General features: G+C 57.9%; 23 protein-coding genes and 1 tRNA gene. 14 read left to right on the top strand and 10 right to left on the bottom strand.

From position 1 onward, the window contains the following. Positions 1-37: 37 nt before the first annotated feature. The 5 genes from GSVR_RS04190 to GSVR_RS04170 form a co-directional block, all read right to left on the bottom strand. Positions 38-460: a hypothetical protein gene (locus tag GSVR_RS04190; protein WP_173196220.1), complete on the bottom strand. Its 423-nt coding sequence runs from the start codon at positions 458-460 to the stop codon at positions 38-40. A gap of 281 nt (positions 461-741) precedes the next feature. Further along, positions 742-1,293, bottom strand: a complete 552-nt coding sequence (locus tag GSVR_RS04185) for a cupin domain-containing protein (protein ID WP_173196222.1) — start codon at positions 1,291-1,293, stop codon at positions 742-744. Continuing rightward, positions 1,290-1,580, bottom strand: coding sequence for a GIY-YIG nuclease family protein (locus GSVR_RS04180; RefSeq protein ID WP_173196224.1), 291 nt, complete (start codon positions 1,578-1,580; stop codon positions 1,290-1,292). Before GSVR_RS04180 ends, GSVR_RS04185 begins: the two co-directional genes overlap by 4 nt. Beyond that, a complete protein-coding gene (locus GSVR_RS04175; RefSeq protein ID WP_173196226.1) occupies positions 1,577-1,876 on the bottom strand; it encodes a putative quinol monooxygenase in 300 nt (99 codons plus the stop codon). The genes GSVR_RS04180 and GSVR_RS04175 overlap by 4 nt, the downstream gene beginning before the upstream one ends. 71 nt (positions 1,877-1,947) lie before the next feature. After that, positions 1,948-2,517 carry a flavin reductase family protein gene (locus GSVR_RS04170; RefSeq protein ID WP_173196228.1) on the bottom strand — a complete coding sequence of 190 codons (570 nt, stop codon included), beginning with the start codon at positions 2,515-2,517 and terminating at the stop codon, positions 1,948-1,950. Positions 2,518-2,740: 223 nt separating this feature from the next. On the opposite strand from GSVR_RS04170, the gene GSVR_RS04165 reads away from it, so the two are divergent. The 4 genes from GSVR_RS04165 to GSVR_RS04150 all read left to right on the top strand — a co-directional run bounded on the left by GSVR_RS04165 (position 2,741) and on the right by GSVR_RS04150 (position 6,586). Then, entirely contained in the window at positions 2,741-3,451 is a 711-nt protein-coding gene (locus tag GSVR_RS04165; RefSeq protein WP_173196230.1) for a DUF2459 domain-containing protein, read from the top strand. Positions 3,452-3,453: 2 nt separating this feature from the next. Next, a complete protein-coding gene (locus tag GSVR_RS04160; protein ID WP_173196232.1) occupies positions 3,454-3,960 on the top strand; it encodes a hypothetical protein in 507 nt (168 codons plus the stop codon). A gap of 221 nt (positions 3,961-4,181) precedes the next feature. Continuing rightward, the gene (locus GSVR_RS04155; protein ID WP_239077453.1) at positions 4,182-4,754 is read left to right on the top strand and encodes a hypothetical protein; all 573 of its coding nucleotides are present in this window, start codon (positions 4,182-4,184) and stop codon (positions 4,752-4,754) included. Next, positions 4,751-6,586 (top strand): tetratricopeptide repeat protein, encoded by a 1,836-nt coding sequence (locus GSVR_RS04150; protein ID WP_173196234.1) that lies wholly within the window; start codon positions 4,751-4,753, stop codon positions 6,584-6,586. The genes GSVR_RS04155 and GSVR_RS04150 overlap by 4 nt, the downstream gene beginning before the upstream one ends. A 118-nt stretch (positions 6,587-6,704) precedes the next feature. On the opposite strand, the gene GSVR_RS04145 is transcribed toward GSVR_RS04150, so the two are convergent. Beyond that, the gene (locus GSVR_RS04145; protein WP_173196236.1) at positions 6,705-7,208 is read right to left on the bottom strand and encodes a MarR family winged helix-turn-helix transcriptional regulator; all 504 of its coding nucleotides are present in this window, start codon (positions 7,206-7,208) and stop codon (positions 6,705-6,707) included. A gap of 254 nt (positions 7,209-7,462) precedes the next feature. On the opposite strand from GSVR_RS04145, the gene GSVR_RS04140 reads away from it, so the two are divergent. The 3 genes from GSVR_RS04140 to GSVR_RS04130 all read left to right on the top strand — a co-directional run bounded on the left by GSVR_RS04140 (position 7,463) and on the right by GSVR_RS04130 (position 10,625). After that, a complete protein-coding gene (locus GSVR_RS04140; protein ID WP_173196238.1) occupies positions 7,463-8,248 on the top strand; it encodes an IclR family transcriptional regulator in 786 nt (261 codons plus the stop codon). Between the two features lie 68 nt (positions 8,249-8,316). After that, positions 8,317-8,628: a DUF485 domain-containing protein gene (locus GSVR_RS04135; RefSeq protein ID WP_173196240.1), complete on the top strand. Its 312-nt coding sequence runs from the start codon at positions 8,317-8,319 to the stop codon at positions 8,626-8,628. Positions 8,629-8,678: 50 nt separating this feature from the next. After that, positions 8,679-10,625, top strand: a complete 1,947-nt coding sequence (locus tag GSVR_RS04130) for a cation acetate symporter (RefSeq protein WP_173196687.1) — start codon at positions 8,679-8,681, stop codon at positions 10,623-10,625. 209 nt (positions 10,626-10,834) lie between these two features. Here the strand turns inward: GSVR_RS04130 and GSVR_RS04125 are convergent, their stop codons facing one another. After that, positions 10,835-11,176 (bottom strand): hypothetical protein, encoded by a 342-nt coding sequence (locus GSVR_RS04125; protein WP_203978893.1) that lies wholly within the window; start codon positions 11,174-11,176, stop codon positions 10,835-10,837. Between the two features lie 52 nt (positions 11,177-11,228). Further along, positions 11,229-11,612 (bottom strand): hypothetical protein, encoded by a 384-nt coding sequence (locus GSVR_RS04120; protein ID WP_173196242.1) that lies wholly within the window; start codon positions 11,610-11,612, stop codon positions 11,229-11,231. A 373-nt stretch (positions 11,613-11,985) separates the two neighbouring features. Here GSVR_RS04120 and GSVR_RS04115 point away from each other — a divergent pair, with 373 nt between their 5' ends. The 6 genes from GSVR_RS04115 to GSVR_RS04090 all read left to right on the top strand — a co-directional run bounded on the left by GSVR_RS04115 (position 11,986) and on the right by GSVR_RS04090 (position 15,009). After that, positions 11,986-12,456, top strand: a complete 471-nt coding sequence (locus GSVR_RS04115) for a NifB/NifX family molybdenum-iron cluster-binding protein (RefSeq protein WP_173196244.1) — start codon at positions 11,986-11,988, stop codon at positions 12,454-12,456. A 165-nt stretch (positions 12,457-12,621) separates the two neighbouring features. Further along, positions 12,622-13,011: a molybdenum cofactor biosynthesis protein MoaE gene (locus tag GSVR_RS04110; protein WP_173196246.1), complete on the top strand. Its 390-nt coding sequence runs from the start codon at positions 12,622-12,624 to the stop codon at positions 13,009-13,011. Positions 13,012-13,269: 258 nt separating this feature from the next. Next, the gene (locus tag GSVR_RS04105; RefSeq protein WP_173196248.1) at positions 13,270-13,476 is read left to right on the top strand and encodes a DUF6496 domain-containing protein; all 207 of its coding nucleotides are present in this window, start codon (positions 13,270-13,272) and stop codon (positions 13,474-13,476) included. A gap of 34 nt (positions 13,477-13,510) precedes the next feature. Then, on the top strand, positions 13,511-13,993 hold the full coding sequence (locus GSVR_RS04100) for a DUF6328 family protein (protein ID WP_173196250.1): 483 nt from the start codon (positions 13,511-13,513) through the stop codon (positions 13,991-13,993). A 58-nt stretch (positions 13,994-14,051) separates the two neighbouring features. Beyond that, on the top strand, positions 14,052-14,522 hold the full coding sequence (locus GSVR_RS04095) for a hypothetical protein (protein WP_173196252.1): 471 nt from the start codon (positions 14,052-14,054) through the stop codon (positions 14,520-14,522). 220 nt (positions 14,523-14,742) lie between these two features. Further along, a complete protein-coding gene (locus GSVR_RS04090; RefSeq protein ID WP_173196254.1) occupies positions 14,743-15,009 on the top strand; it encodes a DksA/TraR family C4-type zinc finger protein in 267 nt (88 codons plus the stop codon). Between the two features lie 132 nt (positions 15,010-15,141). On the opposite strand, the gene GSVR_RS04085 is transcribed toward GSVR_RS04090, so the two are convergent. Beyond that, positions 15,142-16,608 (bottom strand): MFS transporter, encoded by a 1,467-nt coding sequence (locus GSVR_RS04085; protein WP_203978785.1) that lies wholly within the window; start codon positions 16,606-16,608, stop codon positions 15,142-15,144. A gap of 402 nt (positions 16,609-17,010) precedes the next feature. Here GSVR_RS04085 and GSVR_RS04080 point away from each other — a divergent pair, with 402 nt between their 5' ends. Next, complete coding sequence (locus GSVR_RS04080; RefSeq protein ID WP_173196256.1) at positions 17,011-17,727, top strand: MBL fold metallo-hydrolase; 717 nt, start codon at positions 17,011-17,013, stop codon at positions 17,725-17,727. A gap of 140 nt (positions 17,728-17,867) precedes the next feature. On the opposite strand, the gene GSVR_RS04075 is transcribed toward GSVR_RS04080, so the two are convergent. After that, positions 17,868-17,943 (bottom strand) — tRNA-Asn (locus GSVR_RS04075). Positions 17,944-18,208 lie beyond the last annotated feature (265 nt).

Below are 18,208 nucleotides of genomic sequence, written 5' to 3'. Positions count from 1 at the left end.
ACTTGTAGCATGCTGCCCCTACTCTCTTATCTGACCTTCACTTCTTGCGTACAAATATCTCGTGATAATTTCTTCTGTTCGGTTCAATACGGACTGTTTTGCATGCCACGTACTCCGGTGAATCAATTTCTATGTTGTAATCGTCATCCGATAATATCCCCGACATCAGGAAGCGCCCGGCGTTATCCGAGTTTGTTCTCGTGACGATTTCCTGTTGTTCCTTCTTTCTGAGCACGACAGTGGCGAATTTGACGGGCGTAATACGGTCTTCCGAAATTACAGCGCCATATACGTAGGTCGGATTGCTGTTTGCGGCGACAAAAAGGTTCATGAAATTGAGTTGGGCTTTATAATCCGAGTCCCCGATTTGCTTGAAAATGCCATCCCCCCGGTACAGACAACCGGACATCGACAAGAGAAAAATGGTGAGAATCATGGCGATTGCCATTCTCTTGAACATTGCCCCTCCATAAATACAGCGTTGCATTGCGTACCCTCGAAACATCGTGCAGTGTGATCACACTAATTTGCCATCTCTTATAGTTCCAGCGCCGCTATTTGTGCAAGCTATTTAGGGGAATTTGAAACTTTTGAGGTTGAGTTTCCGCATGCCGCTTTGCGCGGCTGAATAAAACAAAGGCCGGTTCGAACAGGATTTCCCCTTCAAAGGATAATCTGCTGAACCGGCCTCGAATCCAGTTGTGACGGACCTGAGAAAAATCCGGACTCATGCTCCGGCTTCTACCTACCGTCAACCTTTGTCAGCCGCAGAATAATGTCGCTGTGGCCGGGAAATTGCCTCAGCAGTTCCTCTCTGCTCCCCATCTCGAAATCGGCGAAATCGAAACCGGGCGCCACCGTGCAGCCGACCAGTGCAAATTCACCCTCGCCCGACACCTCGGCCCCGAACCAGGAACCGGCAGGCACAACCGCCTGGGGCGTTTCACCGGCCGCCAGATCGGAGCCGACCCTCAGCGACCGACGCTCACCACCCGGGGTGATCAGGTGGACCGTGAGCGCGGCTCCGGCATAGAAATGCCACATCTCGTCCGATTTAATCCGATGCAGTACGGAGAATTCACCCCTCTCCAGCAGGAAATAAATGGCCGTGCACAGGGAGCGCTGCCCGCCGAAGCGCTCCGGCAGCGCATCGGTCGGGACCTCTTCGGCGGAGCGGTAGGTTTCCCGGTACCAGCCCCCCTCCGGGTGCCGCGTCAGCCCCAGCCGTTCGATCAGGTAATGCTGCGGTGCGTGACCGGCAGGTCCGGATTGTTCTGAGGTGTGATCGTTCATGCAACGCCTCCGCAAGAAATCTCCGGCAATACTGCGGGTGAGGCCTGCCGCGCCGCCAGCAACGCCTTGTCCTTCCGGTTCATAGCCTTGATCTCGCACTCGCGCCGTGCAGCGGAAATGCGGCTGTGCCCCTGTTCCAGATACACCACCCGCACCGGCCGGCGCCCGCGGAAATAGCGGGCGCCACGGCCTGCGGCGTGCTGGCGGAACCTGCGCTCGATATCGGTGGTGATACCCGTGTAGAAGGAGTCGTCGGAACCGAGGATGATATAGACCTGCCAGTTCACCGGTCCGGCTCGATGCGGGTCAGCTTGTGGACGATCTTCTTTTCGATCAGCCCTTCGACCGCCTTGACATAGGCGCCGTAATGCGCGCTGGCGGCATGCTTTTCCAGGTGCGCGGCGCTCTCCCAGATTTCGCAGAAGATGAACACGGCCGGGTCCTGGTTGTCCTGGTGCAGGTTGTATTCGATGCAGCCCTCTTCCTTCCGGGTGGGCGCAATCAGCGTGAACAGCTCGGCCTTGACGGCCTCGACGGCCTCCTGCTTCGCCACGATCTTGGCAACTACCGTTACTTTCGACATTGGTTCACCTCCGCTTTTATTGTGTTCAGTGCTGCAATCTGAATGGGTGCTGGCTGGGAAGCGCCGCGGATTCAACTCAGTTGTTTTCCGACGGAAAAGGCCCGGCCCAGCATCGGCCCGACGCCGTGGTATCCCCTGTGGGAGGTATCGAAAATGAGCGGCTTGATCTTCATGATGTCCAGCAGGCCGTCGTCGCCGCAGACATCGTCGTCCCCCTTCACGTCGAGGATCTCGCCGATGAACTGGGTATGCAGACCGATCTCGATGGTATGCAGCAGGCGGCACTCCAGCACCACCGGGAATTCCGCCGCGTAGGGCGCATCCACCAGGTCGCTTCTCACGGGGGTCAGCCGGGCTACGGAAAACTTGTTGGCATCGCGGCCTGAGGCGATCCCCAGGTAATCCGCTTCCACCATCCTGTTTTCGCAGGCTATGCCGACAGTGAAGGCTTTGCGCTCCACGATGGCCGCATAGGAGTAGGTCGCCTTGCGCAACGATACGGCCACGCAGGGGGGCTGGGAGCAGCAAATGCCCCCCCAGGCGGCGTTCATCAGGTTGGGTTTGCCGTCCTGATCGTAAGTCCCGACCATCAGGACCGGGGTGGGAAAGAGCAGAGTCTTTGCGCCGAGCGACTTTTTCATATCATCTCCTTGTGGTTCCGGGATCCCGGCAGCTCGCGGCGGGAGCGGCGCCGGACGGGTGCTAAAATGTACCGGGATCGACAGGCATTGTCAATCAGGCGCGGCATGCCGGCCGGAGTGCACCGGGGCCTCCCGCGGAAGCGTGAACCGTTGCATAAACCGCTGCTCCTGGCATGCTTGAAGAGTAAGGAGAGAGGAACGCCAGCCCCACGCGGGAAACACCATGAACCTTCTCCAGCACGACATTCGCAGCCGCATCGTATGGACGCTCCTGTCCCTGCTCCTGCTGCTGGCCGTTGTGGTGCTGATTGTTCCGCGCTGCGGACGCCTACAGGAGTGGCGATACCTGCCGGCCGACAAGGCCGAGGAACGGTCACTTCACATCGTCAACCACGGCTGGCACACCGGCATCATCCTGTCGCGGCGGGATCTGGCCGGCCGGTTCGGCTTTCTCGATACCTATCTCGGCCAAACTCCCTATTACGAGTTCGGCTGGGGTGAGGCTGAATTCTATCAGGCTGAAAGGAACACCGTGATTGCGGCACTCAGGGCGCTGTTCCGGAGCAACGAGGCGGTGATACATGTCGTCGCCCTCCCGATCGGGCCGGTGTCGTACTTCTCCCGGGAACCGGTCGTGGAACTGCGCGTATCGGAAACAGGGCTCGAACACCTGAGAGAGGCGCTGCATGCGAGTTTCAGGTTCGACGAACGCGGTCGCCCCTATCCGCTCGGCAGGGGGCTCTATGGCGACAGCCGCTTTTTCGGAGCCGAAGGGCGCTATTCCCTCGGCAATACCTGTAACCGCTGGACCGCAACCCTGCTGAGCGATGCCGGCGTCCCGATGGACACCCTCTTCACCATGAGCGCAGGGGACGTGATCGGGCAGGCCGAGAATGCCCGACAGCGCTATGCCTGCTGCGCCGGGAGGTTGTGACCATGCGCACGGCAGCAGCCATGGAGAGGATATGCCCGGCCTCCCAAGCGACCCGGCACCGGCAAAACGCGGCGTTCTTCGTCTATTACGCGCTCCTGCGCGGAGCCGCCCCTGTTGACCATTTCAGGGAGCCGGACTTGTATTGGTTCGAGAATTCTGGTACAAAAACAGGCATGTTTGCAAAACATAGCGGACATATGCGGCTCATAACCTTCCTGATCCCGCTGTTCCTGGTATTGGGTGGCACGCGGGTACCTGACATTTCCCGCCCTCACAAGCCCAAACCGCTGCGACGCGCCGTTCTGGACAAGAACCCCACCCGCTCGGTCCTGAAGACCGTCGTCAAATTCGACAGCGATCCCGTTGTACCGCATCGATCCGCTCTCGATTTCCATCCCGCGGAAGTATACCTCTCCGAAGCACTGCCGATCCGCTCGGTATCCCTGCCGCTGCCATCCCTGAACCAAACCGCTCCCCGAGCCCCACCGGCCCCAGTCTCTCCCGCCTAAAGCGGCAACCCCAGAATCCGTCGGATCCTGCACCGGACCTGTATCCGCGTGTCCGGGATCCGCTTTTTCCGGAATTGCTTCAATCCGAAGTGCTCTGTTTTACGCGACAGTGGCAATGACGTGCGCCTGTCGTCGGCCGTGGCTCTGCAGGCGAAGAACCGTTCCCGCAGAGTCGACGTCCCGGACAGGGCACGAGCGAATCGAGACATTCAGAGGCTGATATGAAAAGAATTTCAATAATTGCAGCAACCCTCTTATTGGCAGGCACCTATTGCCATGCCGGCTGCACCTGTGACGACTGGGTAAAAAAGGGGGGATACTGCGTTGATTACGTCAAATCCAGAGTACCGCTGTTTCCAATCCCAAAGGATCATGCAGAAATAACGGAGCTCAAAAACGAGGCGGTTTCAGGGGTATCGGAGGGAGATGTGGCCCTGTTCGATCTCGGCAATTACTGGCATGTGGCATACGTGGAAAAGGTGCTCCGGGACCGGCACGGCAATGCCACCGGCATCGACGTCAGCGAGATGAATTTCGGCGGGGAGATGTCGTTCGAAGAGTATAAAAACAGGTGGAACCCCAAAAGCGAGAGCGAATGGAGGCGCGCCGTCTGTTGCGGCGTAACGGACAAATACTTCCAGTTGGGCTTTCGCAGGAACGTTCCCCTCAGTAGCGTCACCCAGGTCTGGTCCCCTCCGTCCGAGGGTTTCAACTGGCGTGACGGCAAGGCCGTGGCCGGCAAAGCCAGGGAAGTGCTCAACAGGTTCTTCCTTTTCCTGGAGAGAGAGCTATGAACAACCGCTCCTCAATATCGCTCAGAAACGGCATGCTGCTGGCCCTGATCCCGCTCTGCTGCGGCTTTGGCTGGGGAAAAACCGATCCCTGCAAGGAGGCCCGTACGAGTCTCGATATGCTTGCGAAAGTCGCTGATCCTCTCAAGCGCGAGAAAATGGCAGCGTCCATTCTCAAGGCGTGCCCCGACGGTGCTGCCGGGCTGTTCATCCGCGCCCTGACGGAAAAACCGGATGCCGCCATTGCCCGATACCGCGAGGTTCTGGCAAAGGACGACACCATAGCCGAGGCCCACGGCAATCTCGGCCTGCTGCTGCACGAAAAGGGGCTCGATCAGGAGGCCGCAGCGGAATTGACCAGAGGCATCATGGGGCCCCCCGATCCGCGCTACCACCGCGCCCTCGCCGACATCACCAACGACGGCGATCTTCCCGCCCTTGCTCTTTTCCATTACGACCAGGCTTTGAAGGCCTTTCCCGACGATGTCGATCTGCATACCGGCCGGGCGGAGGCCTGCCTTGAGCTGAAGCAGTTCGACAAGGCCGAGGAAGAGTTCATCCGCCTGAAGGCACTGAAACCCGAGGAAGCGAAGTTCCGGCTGGGGCTGGCGGATGTCTACCGGAAAACCGGCCGCCTCGACCGGGCCATCGATGAGTTGCGGTCACACCTAAGCAAAACATCGGACAAGGAAGGGCACCTGCTGCTGGCAGAGGTGCTGATGGAAAAGGGGGAGCGTGACGCGGCGCGCGAGGAATATCTTGCAGCAGGGGTGGATGTCACCATCAACCCCGATGACTTTGTCCGCAAAGGCGATGAATACCTGAAGGCCCGGGAGTACGGACAGGCCATAGCTGCCTACCAGACGGCCCTCAAGGGGCGCCCGGCCTGGCCCGCGATCCAGCACAAACTGGGCAGGGCCCAGATGTCGGCTGGCCGTGACGACGAAGCACTTGTCACACTTACCCCCCTGATCAAGGCAGGTTCGGCCGATGGCGCCGTATTCAACGATCTGGGCATGCTCCACGAGCGGAGCGGACGGCTCGATGAGGCCATCGCCGCCTACCGTTCATGCATCACCCATGACCCCGACCAGGTGAACGCCCATCGCAAGCTGGCGGAGATATACACCTGGCGGGGCAGTTTTGCAGAAGCGGCCGAGCAGTACCGGGAACTGATCCGCCTCAGAGGCGACACCCCCCTGTATCACCTGAACCTGGGGAAGGTGTATGATCGCCTGAAGGAGCCGAAACAGGCCGTCAGCGAATATGAAACGGCGGTACGACTCGATCCGGACATGTTGGAAGGGCATCGGGAACTGGCCCGGATATTCTCGCGCGACCGCCAGACCGCCAAAGCAGAACATCATTACAAAGAAGTCCTCCGGCTGCAGAGCGAGGACGAAGTGGCCCGCAACGGCCTGATCACGCTGTACGTCAAGCAGAAACGCTACGATGACCTCACCGGGTTCGTAAAAGACTGGCTGGACCAGGCTCCGGGCGATCCTCAGCGCCATTACCGCCTGGGACTGGTCTACGAATTCAAAAGAGAGTACGATCCGGCCATATCCGAATACAAGGCGGCGCTCGCGCTGCAGCCCGACCATGCCAGGATGCTTCTGGCCCTTGGGCGGGTTCTTATGAAAACCGGCAGATTATCCGATGCGAAAGCCATGCTCGAAGCATCCAAAAAGGCGGACCCTACCCTCCCGGAACCGCAACTGCTGCTTAGCAGCCTTCAGAGCGATTCCCAGCCCCTGAAAAAGAAGGCGCACAAGTCCCCTGGCAAAGGGAAAAAGGCCCCAGCCAGCAAGGCAAAACCGGCCAGGAAGAAATGACCTGAGCGTTACGCGGCGGGTACGGCATCTGCCGGCCACTACACGGCTGGTGCCGTACCCGCTGTTGCGCGCACTTCCGACCGCCCGGCGCATGCCGGGCAGGACAAGAACTGCGAGCCTACTCTGTCTTGATGTTTTTCTGGGGAAGATTCACTTCGCATGACAACATCAGTTGCGGAGGGATTTCCTGGGCTCCCAGTATTTCTACCAACTGTTCCAGCCCATCGGAGATATTTTTCAGTTTCTGTTCACTCAGCGCCTCCAACCCTTTCACCAGCAGTCCCTGAGCCACTTCGGGGGATTTGCTCACCTTTTCCCTGCCGTTGTCCGTAAGCGCAATCTCAACCACCCGCCGGTCTTCTTTCGATCGCCTTCTCTCAACAAGTTCCCGTGTTTCGAGCCTGTCGATGATGCCAACCACTGTGGCGGGATGCAGATACATCTTGCGGGCCAGGTCCGAAACTTTGATGGGGGCGGATTCCGCAATCACCTTGATCGCCCAGAGCTGCGGACCGGTTAACCCTGTTTCATGCTCGGCTTTTTTCGACTGTTCATTGATGACCTGAAACATGCGCCGCAGACTGTCTACGATGTCGGACACCAACGCTGGTGTAGATTCCATGCATCCCCCTTGCGAGCATAATAAAAAGAAATTTCAAATTACCTTTCAGTTCATATGAGTATGTTGCCACCTATATATCATGATTATGATTGACTTTTCCATATTTTAAATTTCATTCCATTTCCCAACAAAATTCATCTTGCATCAAAAATATAAAACTGTTATGTCTATTTCAATTTGAATACAAAATATTTTTATAAAAAAGTTATGTTATCAAAACATATGTGCCACAAAGGGTTGCTCGGAGTGTTGTCATGAAGGTGGGAAATTCCATATATACGGTTCAAATCGTCACCAAAGCATTCGAATTACTGGAGCTCCTATCGGCTCACCAAGGGCCTGCCGACCTGCCGCATCTGGCTGCCAAGGCGGGCATGACCAGGAACAAGGCCTTCCGGATCCTGATGACTCTCTGCGAAAAGGGGCTGATCGAACGCGATGAGGTTACCGGCTGTTATGAACTCGGCTACAGCTCCGTCTCCCTCGCGCAGAAGATGCTGAAGCATTCCAGCGTCATCAATCTTGCGCATCCCGTCATGGAAAATCTTGCCCGGCGGCACGACGAAGCGGTCTACATGACGGTCATCAAGGGGGACGACGTGCTGTTCCTCGACATGGTCGATTGCGAGCAGCAAATCAAGGCGGTGCCGCTGGTGGGCAGGAAGTTCCCCTTTTTCACCAATGCATCCGGCAAGGTGATCAAGGCGCTGGAATCGAGGGAGCTGATCGAGTGGCTGTCCAGCAAAAAGCAGGGCAAAGCGAAGAAAGTGCCCGATCCGGAAAAGCTGGCTTCCGAACTGCTGGTGATCCGCGCCAATGGCGGAGTGGCAACGGACTGCAACGGACTGGGCGACGGGATCAACAGTGTGGCGGTGGCCATCAAGGATTATGCCGGCAAGGTAATCGGCGCCATCACCCTGCTGGCACCGTCGTTTCGAATGGTCCAGGAGCGCATGGAGAACGAGATTGTCCCCTCCCTGACCGAAGCGGCGGCACTTATTTCCCAAAAATTCGGATACACACCCTGTGCTACGGGATAAGAACACATATCATGAAAGGAGGTCCGGCCTTTAGCATCTGTTTCACACATCAATGAAGGGAGAACACCATGGCAGAAAAGCAGTATGATTGGTCCGCAATCGCAAAAAATCCGAAGTTCATCGAGCTTCACCACAAGAAATCCGCCTTCCTCTTCGGCTGGTGGATCTTCTCCAGCGTCTACTATTTCCTGCTCCCCATCGGAGCCGCCTTTGCCCCGGGTCTGTTCAAGATCAAGGTCATCGGCGTCATCAACTTCGGCTACGTTTTCGCCCTGTCCCAGTTCTTCGTTTCCTGGGGACTGGCGCTGTACTACGCCCACGTTGCCAACAAGGATTTCGACCGCCTTACCAGGGAACTGGTCGACGAACTTCACGCCTAGCAAAGGAGGATACGACCTTGACGTTCAAGAAATTCATCATCGCTGCAACCATGACTCTCTCAGTCGCCACAGCCGCCTTTGCTGAAGAGCCGAAAAAAGATTCCGCCGCTCCCGGCGCAGCACCTGTTGCCGCCGCACCGGCTGTAACAGCAGCCGCTCCCCAGACGGCAGCCCCTGCTGCCGCACCGGCACCGGCCGCTCCCGTTAAGAAAAAAGAGCTCAAGGCCAACAAGGCCATCACCCTGTCCCTCTTTGCCGTGATCATCGGCATTACCATGGGGGTCGTTGTCTGGGCCGCCCGGCAGACCAAGTCGGCCGCCGACTTCTACGCCGCCGGCGGCGGCATCACCGGCACCCAGAACGGCTGGGCCATTGCCGGCGACTACATGTCAGCTGCCTCTTTCCTCGGGATTTCCGGCATGATCTCCCTGTACGGCTATGACGGGTTCATGTACTCCGTCGGCTGGCTGGTGGCCTACATCACCGTGCTCCTGATCGTGGCCGAGCCCTGCCGCAACGCCGGCAAGTACACCCTGGGGGATATCCTCTCCTTCCGCACCGATCCCAAGCCGGTCCGCGCCGTGGCTGCCCTCTCCACCGTGGCGGTCTCCACCTTCTACCTGACCGCACAGATGGTCGGCGCAGGCAAGCTGATGGCCCTGCTGGTCGGTGTGACCTACAAGCAGTCCGTTATCGGCGTGGGCGTCCTGATGGTCGGCTACGTCGTTTTCGGCGGCATGACCGCCACCACCTGGGTTCAGATCATCAAGGCCGGCCTGCTCATGAGCGGCGCCTTCCTGCTCTCGTTCCTGGTCATGATGAAAGCCGGCTTCAACCCGCTCGGCTTCTTCGACATGATCGTCAACAACCCGGACATCCAGGATCACGTTTCCAAAATGGTGCTGAAGGACGGCATCACCCTGGCGGGCGCCGAAGCAGGACAGCGCTTCCTTGAGCCGGCCCTGTTCATGAAGTCGCCGCTCGACCAGATCTCGCTCGGTATGGCCCTGGTACTCGGTACCGCCGGCATGCCGCACATCCTGATGCGCTTCTTCACCGTGCCGACCGCTCAGGCCGCACGTAAGTCCGTTATCATCGCCATGTTCATCATCGGCGCCTTCTACGTCCTGACTACCCTGCTCGGCTTCGGCGCTGCCATCAACCTGACCCCGCAGGGCATCATCGCCGTCGATCCGGGCGGCAACATGGCCACCCTGATGCTGGCCCAGCAGCTGGGTGCCGATATTTCTCCGATTCTCGGCGATATCTTCCTAGCCTTCCTCTGCTCGGTCGCCTTCGCCACCATCCTGGCGGTCGTCTCCGGCCTGGTGCTGGCTGCTTCGGCCGCCATTGCCCACGACATCTACGTCAACGTGATCAAAAACGGCCATGCCGACCAGCACGAGCAGGTCACGGCTGCCCGCATCACCTCCTTCGTGGTCGGCGCCGTCGGCATCGTCATCGGCATCGCCGCCGAAAAGCAGAACGTCGCCCACTTGGTGGCCCTGGCCTTTGCCGTGGCCTCCTCCGGCAACCTGCCGGTGGTAGTGCTGTCGCTCTTCTGGCGCAAGTTCAACACTGCCGGCGTCATCTCCGGCCTGGTGGTCGGCACTGTCGCCTCCATCGGCCTGGTCATGGTTTCCCCCAACATGACCTATCCCAAGGTGGTCGCTGCCGGCGCCCAGAAGGTGATTACCGCCATGGAGAAGAAGCAGGCTGCCCTGCCTCCGGGCGCCCAGCTTGACGAGAAGGATGCCAAGGCCCTTGAAAAGGCCAAGGCCGATTACGAGAAGAACAAGGACGGCAAGTCCATCATGGGTCTTGACGCTCCGCTGCTGAAGCTGAAGAACCCGGGCATCATCTCGATCCCGCTGGGCTTCCTGGCCGCCATTCTCGGCTGCCTGGCCTTCCCGAACCGTCGTTCCGAAGAGATGTTCGACGAGGTCTATGTCCGCCAGAACACCGGCCTCGGCATGGCCAAGGCCATCGATCACTGAGTTTGATGCACTGGTATGTAATGGGGGAGGCTTCGGCCTCCCCTTTTTTGTTGGCGGAAAACCGGCAGAACCGGCTCTGGACGGATTCGGCCGATCCATAGAAGAAGGGAGCTGCGAGCATTGTCGCAACTCCCTTCTTCTGTGACGCCCAGCCTTTGACAGGTCCTCAGGTCTCCCCTACCCCTTTTCCTGAAACCTGTGCAGGCCAGCTATTGTGGCGGAGGGGGAGGAGAAGGAACCACCTTCATCCATCCGGTGGGACATTGTCTGACATAGGGGTAATACCCCCCCGCTTCCCTGCAGTAATACCAGTACGCTGATGCCGGTTGCTGCGGAACGTATACCTGCTGTCCCGGCATCGGCCCCACGGGTGCCGGATAGGAATAGTACGGGTAGTAATAGTGCGGTTGCGACGCCACCCCCAGACCAATCCCCAACCCTATGCCCAGGGGCCACAAGCCCCACCCCCAACCACCATGGGCGTGGCTCGGCGCACTGAGCGCCATGAGCAATGCCCCGGCAAGTACCATAATACGAAAAACCCTTTTCATGGCGGGCCTCCCTTCGATAAAGTCCGGTCACGTTCCGGATGATATCCCACGGCTACTGCGGAGGCGAAGGAACGACCCTCATCCACTCGCCCGGACATTGCGTCACAGTGGGATAGTATGCTCCCGATTCCCGGCAGTAGTACAGGTAGCCGGGGGTTGCCGACTGCGGAGCATAGGTCTGGGTCTCCGGGATCACCACCACAGAGTAGGGATAGGGGTAGTAATTGTAAGGATAGTACGAGTAAAAGGGATAATAGAATCCCACACCCACACCCCCGTGGAAGTGGACACCGCCGTGGCCACCATGGCCGCCGCCGTGCCAGGCTGCGTGACCGTGCCCGCCTCCGCCGTGCCAGTTTCCACTGGCGTGGCCGGGCATGGCGAACGCCATAAGCAGTGCAACGAAGAGTAGCGAAATTCGAATGAGTTTTTTCATGACGAGCCTCCTTTCATCCGGGCTCTCCTTATAGTATGACGAATTTTCAGAAAAAAGGTTACATCGGCGAGATGAGCGGCGACATAACCGACTGAAGGGGTGCGGAGCCTGATGAACGGCGTGGCAAAGGAGAGCAGCGGGGCTGCTGCGAAAAGGTGCAGGAGTCTTCGGGTGATGCCTCCAAAATCAGCACGAGGCATCAGGCCGGCAGTCAGAAATGCAACATATGCAGTCGGCGTGCGCCGTCCCCCGCAGCCCTTGTTTGGCATGCATCGTGTAGCGGACTATACAACGAGCTGATGGCAGCCGGTAATTGAATGAGACCGGTGCGACCACAACATGAAGCTTCGCAGCATGCGCAGTAAGGATTTCCATGAAAGTAGCATTCACGACCTCGACAGGCGCAACCATAGACGGAAATTTTCGTACCTCCGGCAGCTTCTCGGTCTGGGATATCGGCACCCACGAGTCCTATTACGTCACAAGTGTTCATGTCGGAACAGAGGCAGGCAGCGAAGATGATCGCATCGCGGCGAGGGCCGAGGCGCTCAAGGAATGCACCATGGTCTTTGCCACGCAGATCAGCGGCCCTGCGGCAGCCAAACTGATTGCCCACAATGTCCATCCCCAGAAAACCAATGGCTGGGTCAGTGTGGAAGAGGTCATTCACAGACTGCAGGAAGTGCTGCGGAGCGCTCCTCCCCCCTGGATGCGCAAGGCGATGCTTCCGGATTTCGGTGCGGACGGGACTGACTCCGTCACCGGAAACCACGGGGACCGGCCCACTGCGCTCGGCAACTTTATCGGCCTGCTCGACCTGATCGGCATGCCCGTTCTCACCTGATCGGCAGAGCGACGCCCCTGTCGGTCAAGTGTTTGCCGTCGTGTCCCCACGCATTACGGATGCCTGCCGGACCTCCCGGTATGGATGCGACTGCCTCCATATTTTTTCTTGCCAGAGCTGGCGCAGGAATGTGATAGTCGCCGAAATTAACAATAAGGATACGCCATGGTTTCATTCACTCCCGATCCCATCGACCCCGCCGCTGCCCACGAATTGCTCCGGATTTCTGAGGATGGCCGCAACGGTTCCGTGCTGCTCCATTACGCCGTCGTCAAGCAGCAGGCATCCGAAAACGGAATCACCACCGGCATCGAGTACCAGGCCGTCGGTGATGTGGAGGAAAACCTGAAGGCAATAGAGTTCTCCATGAAAGAGGGCTGGCGGCTTCACGAAGTGCTTCTGCTGCGCCGGAGCGGCACAGTGAAGGTGGGCGAGATCATATCCCTGGTGGGAGTCGCCTCCCCCAGCAGCGACGATGCCTTTGCCGCCTGCCGGTTCGGCCTGGAGAGCTTCAAGAAAATGTATGCCATTGCCAAGCGGGAGATCTACGGATAGACAGTTTTCTGACGGAGGCTGAATCGGAAAACCACTCCACTGGAAACCTCCGCCGGTATTTCCCAAGACGGTTTCAAACGTAAAGACAGGGCATACGCGGTACAATGACATGGCTGTTTCTCGAACGGGAAACAGCCATCGTTATTTTCTGCCCCCGAACAGCCTGCTGACGTACGTTGACATGCCTCCCTGCCGTTATACGCTTTAGACAGGTGAGGCATGTACGCGGAGAGAAGACATATTCGGAGGAGGCTCGCCATGGCGAAATACGGAAAGAAAGCGCAGGAAACGGTTGAACAGACAATGGAGGAATATAAAAAGGGAGAGCTCAAGAGCGGCACATCCGGGAAAAAGGTGACTGACAGAAAGCAGGCCGTTGCCATCGGCCTTTCCAAGGCGCGGAAAAAGGGGGCAAAAGTTCCCGAGCCTCATCAAGGCGGCACGTCCCACCGGGGAAGCAGTTGATACAATACTGACGCTTGAACCGGAAGGCGTGCATATGGGAGAGCAGCAGAAAGAACAATTGCCGATGCCAGAAGCCGTTACGCACCTGCTGAAAGAATGCCGCATGGTACTGCCGGGTATCCAGGCGCTGTTCGGTTTTCAGCTCATTGTCGTCTTCAATCCGGGGTTCGAACAAAAACTGCAGAGGGGCGAGCAACTCCTGCATCTGAGTGCCATCGGATTGGTGGGAGTTGCTGTCGCACTGGTAATGGCACCGGCTGCCTACCACCGCCAGGTCGGGCCGCAGAAGGTCTCGCAGGATTTCATCGGAATCGCGTCCCGGTTGCTGTTATGGTCGATGTTTCCGCTCATGCTCGGGATCTGCTTCGATTTCTACCTGGTTTCGAAAATCATTGTGCATGATGCAGTAACCGGCCTGCTGCTCTCGGTCATACTGTTATGCGTGTACTACTTTCTTTGGTTCGTAGTGCCTCGCCTGGAATCACTACGAAATACTCAGTCTTCTCCTCGCCGCTGAACCGCATAGGGAGACAGAAGCAGTCCTTATAGTCGCTGGATATGGGGGGAGCAGGGGCATGGGACGCAGAGTCATGACACACGGCCACGACGCGCCGTTCTGGAAGCGGCATTCCCTGAGCCTTGCCGCCGCCGCAATTCTCTGCCTGTGGATCGTGCTGTACATCTGCTCCGATCCCCATTCTCACATTGGCTCGTTCTACGGCAATGCCATCGCGGACTGGACCGGCGTGGTCATCACCATCCTGGCCACGAAATGGTTTTTCGAGAAAGGATCGCAGGAGAGCCGCCAGCCCCGCCGGGAATACCGCAACAAATTCATGGAGATCCTGCACGAGCACTCGCTCACCATCTTTCTAGTAGTGACCGGGGTAGGCTGGATCGTCCTGTACCTGAGGGTCGACCCGGAAAGTAAGTGGGGAACGGTGGTCAGCAACCTCGTGTCGGAATGGTCGCAACAAATAGGCCTGGTGCTGCTCACCAAAAAGCTCATCGAAAGCGGTTCGAAGGAGAGCCGTGGGGAGAGATGAGGCGGCCTGAGTCGCAACGACGCCAAAGAACCAAAAAGGCCGACATTACGCTACCCTGGCCGGGTGCCGGTTCAACATCAGGGTGCTTCTCCGAGCAGGCAAACCATAGTTGACCTTACTCTGGAACCAGAACTTCAAACTCGCTGATCGATTGGACTTTTTCAAGGGCGATCTATATCATAAGGAGAGTTCGGGATTTCATCGTATATCGGAGATAGTTATGGCTGTTGGGTGGTCGCGCGATGGTGCTGTGCAGGAACAAATAGACGCTACGGTGGAGGCGGAAATCGAGTTGGCAAGGAAACGGCTGCCAGCTGGCGATAGCCTGACCCACTGCGAGGAATGCGATGTCGCTATACCAGAAGCACGCCGCAAGGCAATGCCCGGAGTGCGCTATTGTGTTGCCTGTCAATCGGAAGTCGAAAAAAATCAGAAGGCAGCAGCGCTCTATAATCGAAGGGGGAGCAAAGATAGTCAACTGAAGTGAAGCCTAATGCTGGTCATGTTCAGAGCGTCGAGGTAATGGCGCTCTGCCAGGGATGTTAGCCTCAGCCTATCAATGGTGGTCCTCTTTGCTATCTTCTTTTTTGCGGTAGCTCTCCCCTTCTTACTGAATCCGTCATTTCTTCGCCGACAACGGTTCCGCAACCTTCTCCAGTGAGATCCGCTCGGCCTTGACCCCGATCCGGATCTCAATCACCGCTGCCGCCAGCATCAGAACCACCGCCGCCAGATATCCATAGAACACCGCCATACGCGACCCGGTGCCGATCAGGGTGCCGAAGAGCCAAGGAGCGACAACCCCGCCCGCTCCCGTGCCGAGAGAATAGAAGAAGGCAATCGCCAGGGCCCGCGTCTCCATGGGAAAAATCTCGCTCACGGTCAGATAGGCCGAACTGGCCGCTGCCGAGGCGAAGAAGAAGATCACCGTCCACAAGGCGGTCTGGGAAAAGGGAGTCAGCAGGTCCACGGTGAAAAGATAGCCGGTGAGCGCCAGCAGGAGCGCTGAAACCGTATAGGTCCCGGCAATCATCTGCCGCCGGCCGATGGTGTCGAAAAACCTCCCGAGGACCAGCGGACCGCAGAAGTTGCCCAGGGCGAACGGCAGGAGGTAGAGGCCGGTCTTCCCTGCTGGCACATGGTAGAAACGGGTCAGGATGAGGGCGTAGGTAAAGAAGATGGCATTGTAGAGAAAGGCCTGGGACACCATCAGGGACAATCCCAGGAGCGACCGTTTCGGATAGAGAGTAAACATGCCTCGGATGATGACGCCGAAGCCGAAGCTTTTGCGCGGGTGAATGGCGAGGGTTTCCTCCGGTTCCTCAAGCGTTGCTCCCGTTTCCTTCTCGATCTGGCCCTCGATCCCGGAGACGATCCGCTCCGCCTCGTCGCTGCGCCCGTGGATCACGAGCCAACGGGGGCTCTCCGGCACATGGCGGCGCAAAAACAGGATGAAAAGGCTCAGCACCGCGCCGACGCCGAATCCCACCCGCCAGCCCACGTCCACCGGGAATATGGCGGGGTCGAGCAGGATCACGGTGGATGCGGCTCCGATCGCGGCTCCGATCCAGTAGCTGCCATTGACGATCAGATCGATCCTGCCCCGCAAGCGGGCCGGGACCAGCTCGTCAATGGCCGAATTGATGGCGGCATACTCCCCGCCGATTCCCATGCCGGTGATGAACCTGAAGAGGATGAAGCTCCACAGATTCCAGGAGAATGCGGTCAGAAACGCCCCGCAGAGATACACGGCCAGGGTGACGAAGAAAAACAGGCTCCGCCCCAGGCGGTCGGTGAGGTAGCCAAAGATGAGCGACCCCGAAACCGCCCCGGCAAGATAGAAGGAGGTGATCGAGCCGATCTCGGCACTGGTAAAATGAAGGGTGCCCGGTTCCTGGAGTACACCGCTGATGGCACCCTTGAGGGTCACCTCCAGACCGTCGAAGATCCAGGTGATGCCGAGCGCCACGACCACCAGCCAATGGAACCTGCTCCAGGGGAGGCGGTCCATGCGTGCCGGGATCCTGGTCAGGACAGGAGGAGCGACGTCCGGTCCAGCGGTTGCGGAATGTTCCCTGGTTTCCATGGTACTCCTGTCGACATCTCAACCGGATGTCTGATCTCTCACGAGTGTACCAGCAGGCCCCATCGCCGCAACGGCCCCGAGTCCGGGAACAAGTGGGGAGGGGAAATTAATGGCTATTTGGTGTTTGACTAAGGCAGGCGGCTGCCATCAAGGCCTTTTTCCGCTATACTTAAAATCACTAACAACCTATTGAAATTCTCAGGTTGTTCAAAAATGGGTAGATCGTCGCACCCGCAGGAAGCCCCGCGGAGGCAAGAGAATATCCGCCGCACAATTTAACTTTGTGAAATTGGACCGCGAAGGCGCCCGAAGGGTGAGGCCGCAGGCCGAAGTCACAAGTGGGCTGACGAGGACGGCGGCGAGATGCCCGTTTTTCAACAACCTTTCTGGTGCGGAGCTCATATGAACGTCGAGCAGCATGTCTGCCTGGTCTGCGGGTTCAACCTGATCGGCTTTCATCCTGACCACTGCCCCTTCTGCGGTGCCGCAAGCAGCCATTTCATCACCAGTGAGGAATGCTCTGCCCGCTACCGGGTGGCAGGGACACCGGTGAACGAAAAAGTGACCAGGCTGAACTCCCACCCGGCGCTGGGCCTTGAGCACGCCGCCTACCATATCGAGACCGATCGCGGCCCCTGCTGGGTGGACTGTCCTTCATCCTTTGACAGCTCCGTAAAGCGTGCGGATGCGATCTTCTTCACCCACCATCATTTCCTGGGCGCCTCCAATCTCTATCGGGAACATTTTGCCGCCACAGTGGGCATCCACCATAACGACTCAGTCCATGAAATCTGCCGTCCCTTTCCCTTTGATGTCACCTTTGAAGAAAACTTCCTCCATAACGGTTTGCAAGCCTTCCACGTCGGCGGTCACACCCCCGGTTTCACCTTCTATATCTTTGAGGATGTGCTGTTCATCTGTGACTATGTTTTCCTGGATGGCGACGGTATGAAGTACAACCCCTTCGGACCGGCCGACCAAACCGTCGCGGGAGGCGGACGCATACGCGACTACCTCGCGGGACGGCAGTTGTCCACCGTTTGCGGCTATAATTACGTCATTGGATACGACGACTGGAAACGCAGGTTTGATGCAGGGCCGATATTCGGAGGATACTGAGGCCGTATGAAGAAAGATGGATGTACCGGGTATGCGGATGAAGCGAAGAAGACACCAGCCGGCTGATACGCTGCCGGATATTCAGAAAGGTAAAAATAAAAATGGCCGTTTCTCGTGTGAGAAACGGCCATTGTCATTTCTGGCTCCCCAACCCGGACTCGAACCAGGGACAAGGTGATTAACAGTCACCTGCTCTACCGACTGAGCTATTGGGGAATATGTTTCTTGCGAAGCCGCGGTTTTCGGGGATTCACCCCTCCCCGTCTTGCAAGACCTATTGTTTAACACGGCTTTTGTTTTACTGTCAATACAAATTTACCACAAAAAGGGGAGATCGTGATGCCGGCCCCTCTCTTCCCGTCCGGCAGCATCTCGCGGCCCGCCAAGCGGAGCCGGCCGTAAGCTCCATACGACCGGCAACAGAGAAAGCGATTGATTTGTAAATGGAATGAAATACACTTGGCAGTAACGGAGTATCCTG

Source organism: Geobacter sp. SVR (assembly GCF_016865365.1).
GTDB lineage: Bacteria > Desulfobacterota > Desulfuromonadia > Geobacterales > Pseudopelobacteraceae > Pelotalea.
The sequence above is the reverse complement of the archived record's forward strand: the minus strand, read 5'-3'. Positions and strand labels throughout refer to the sequence as shown.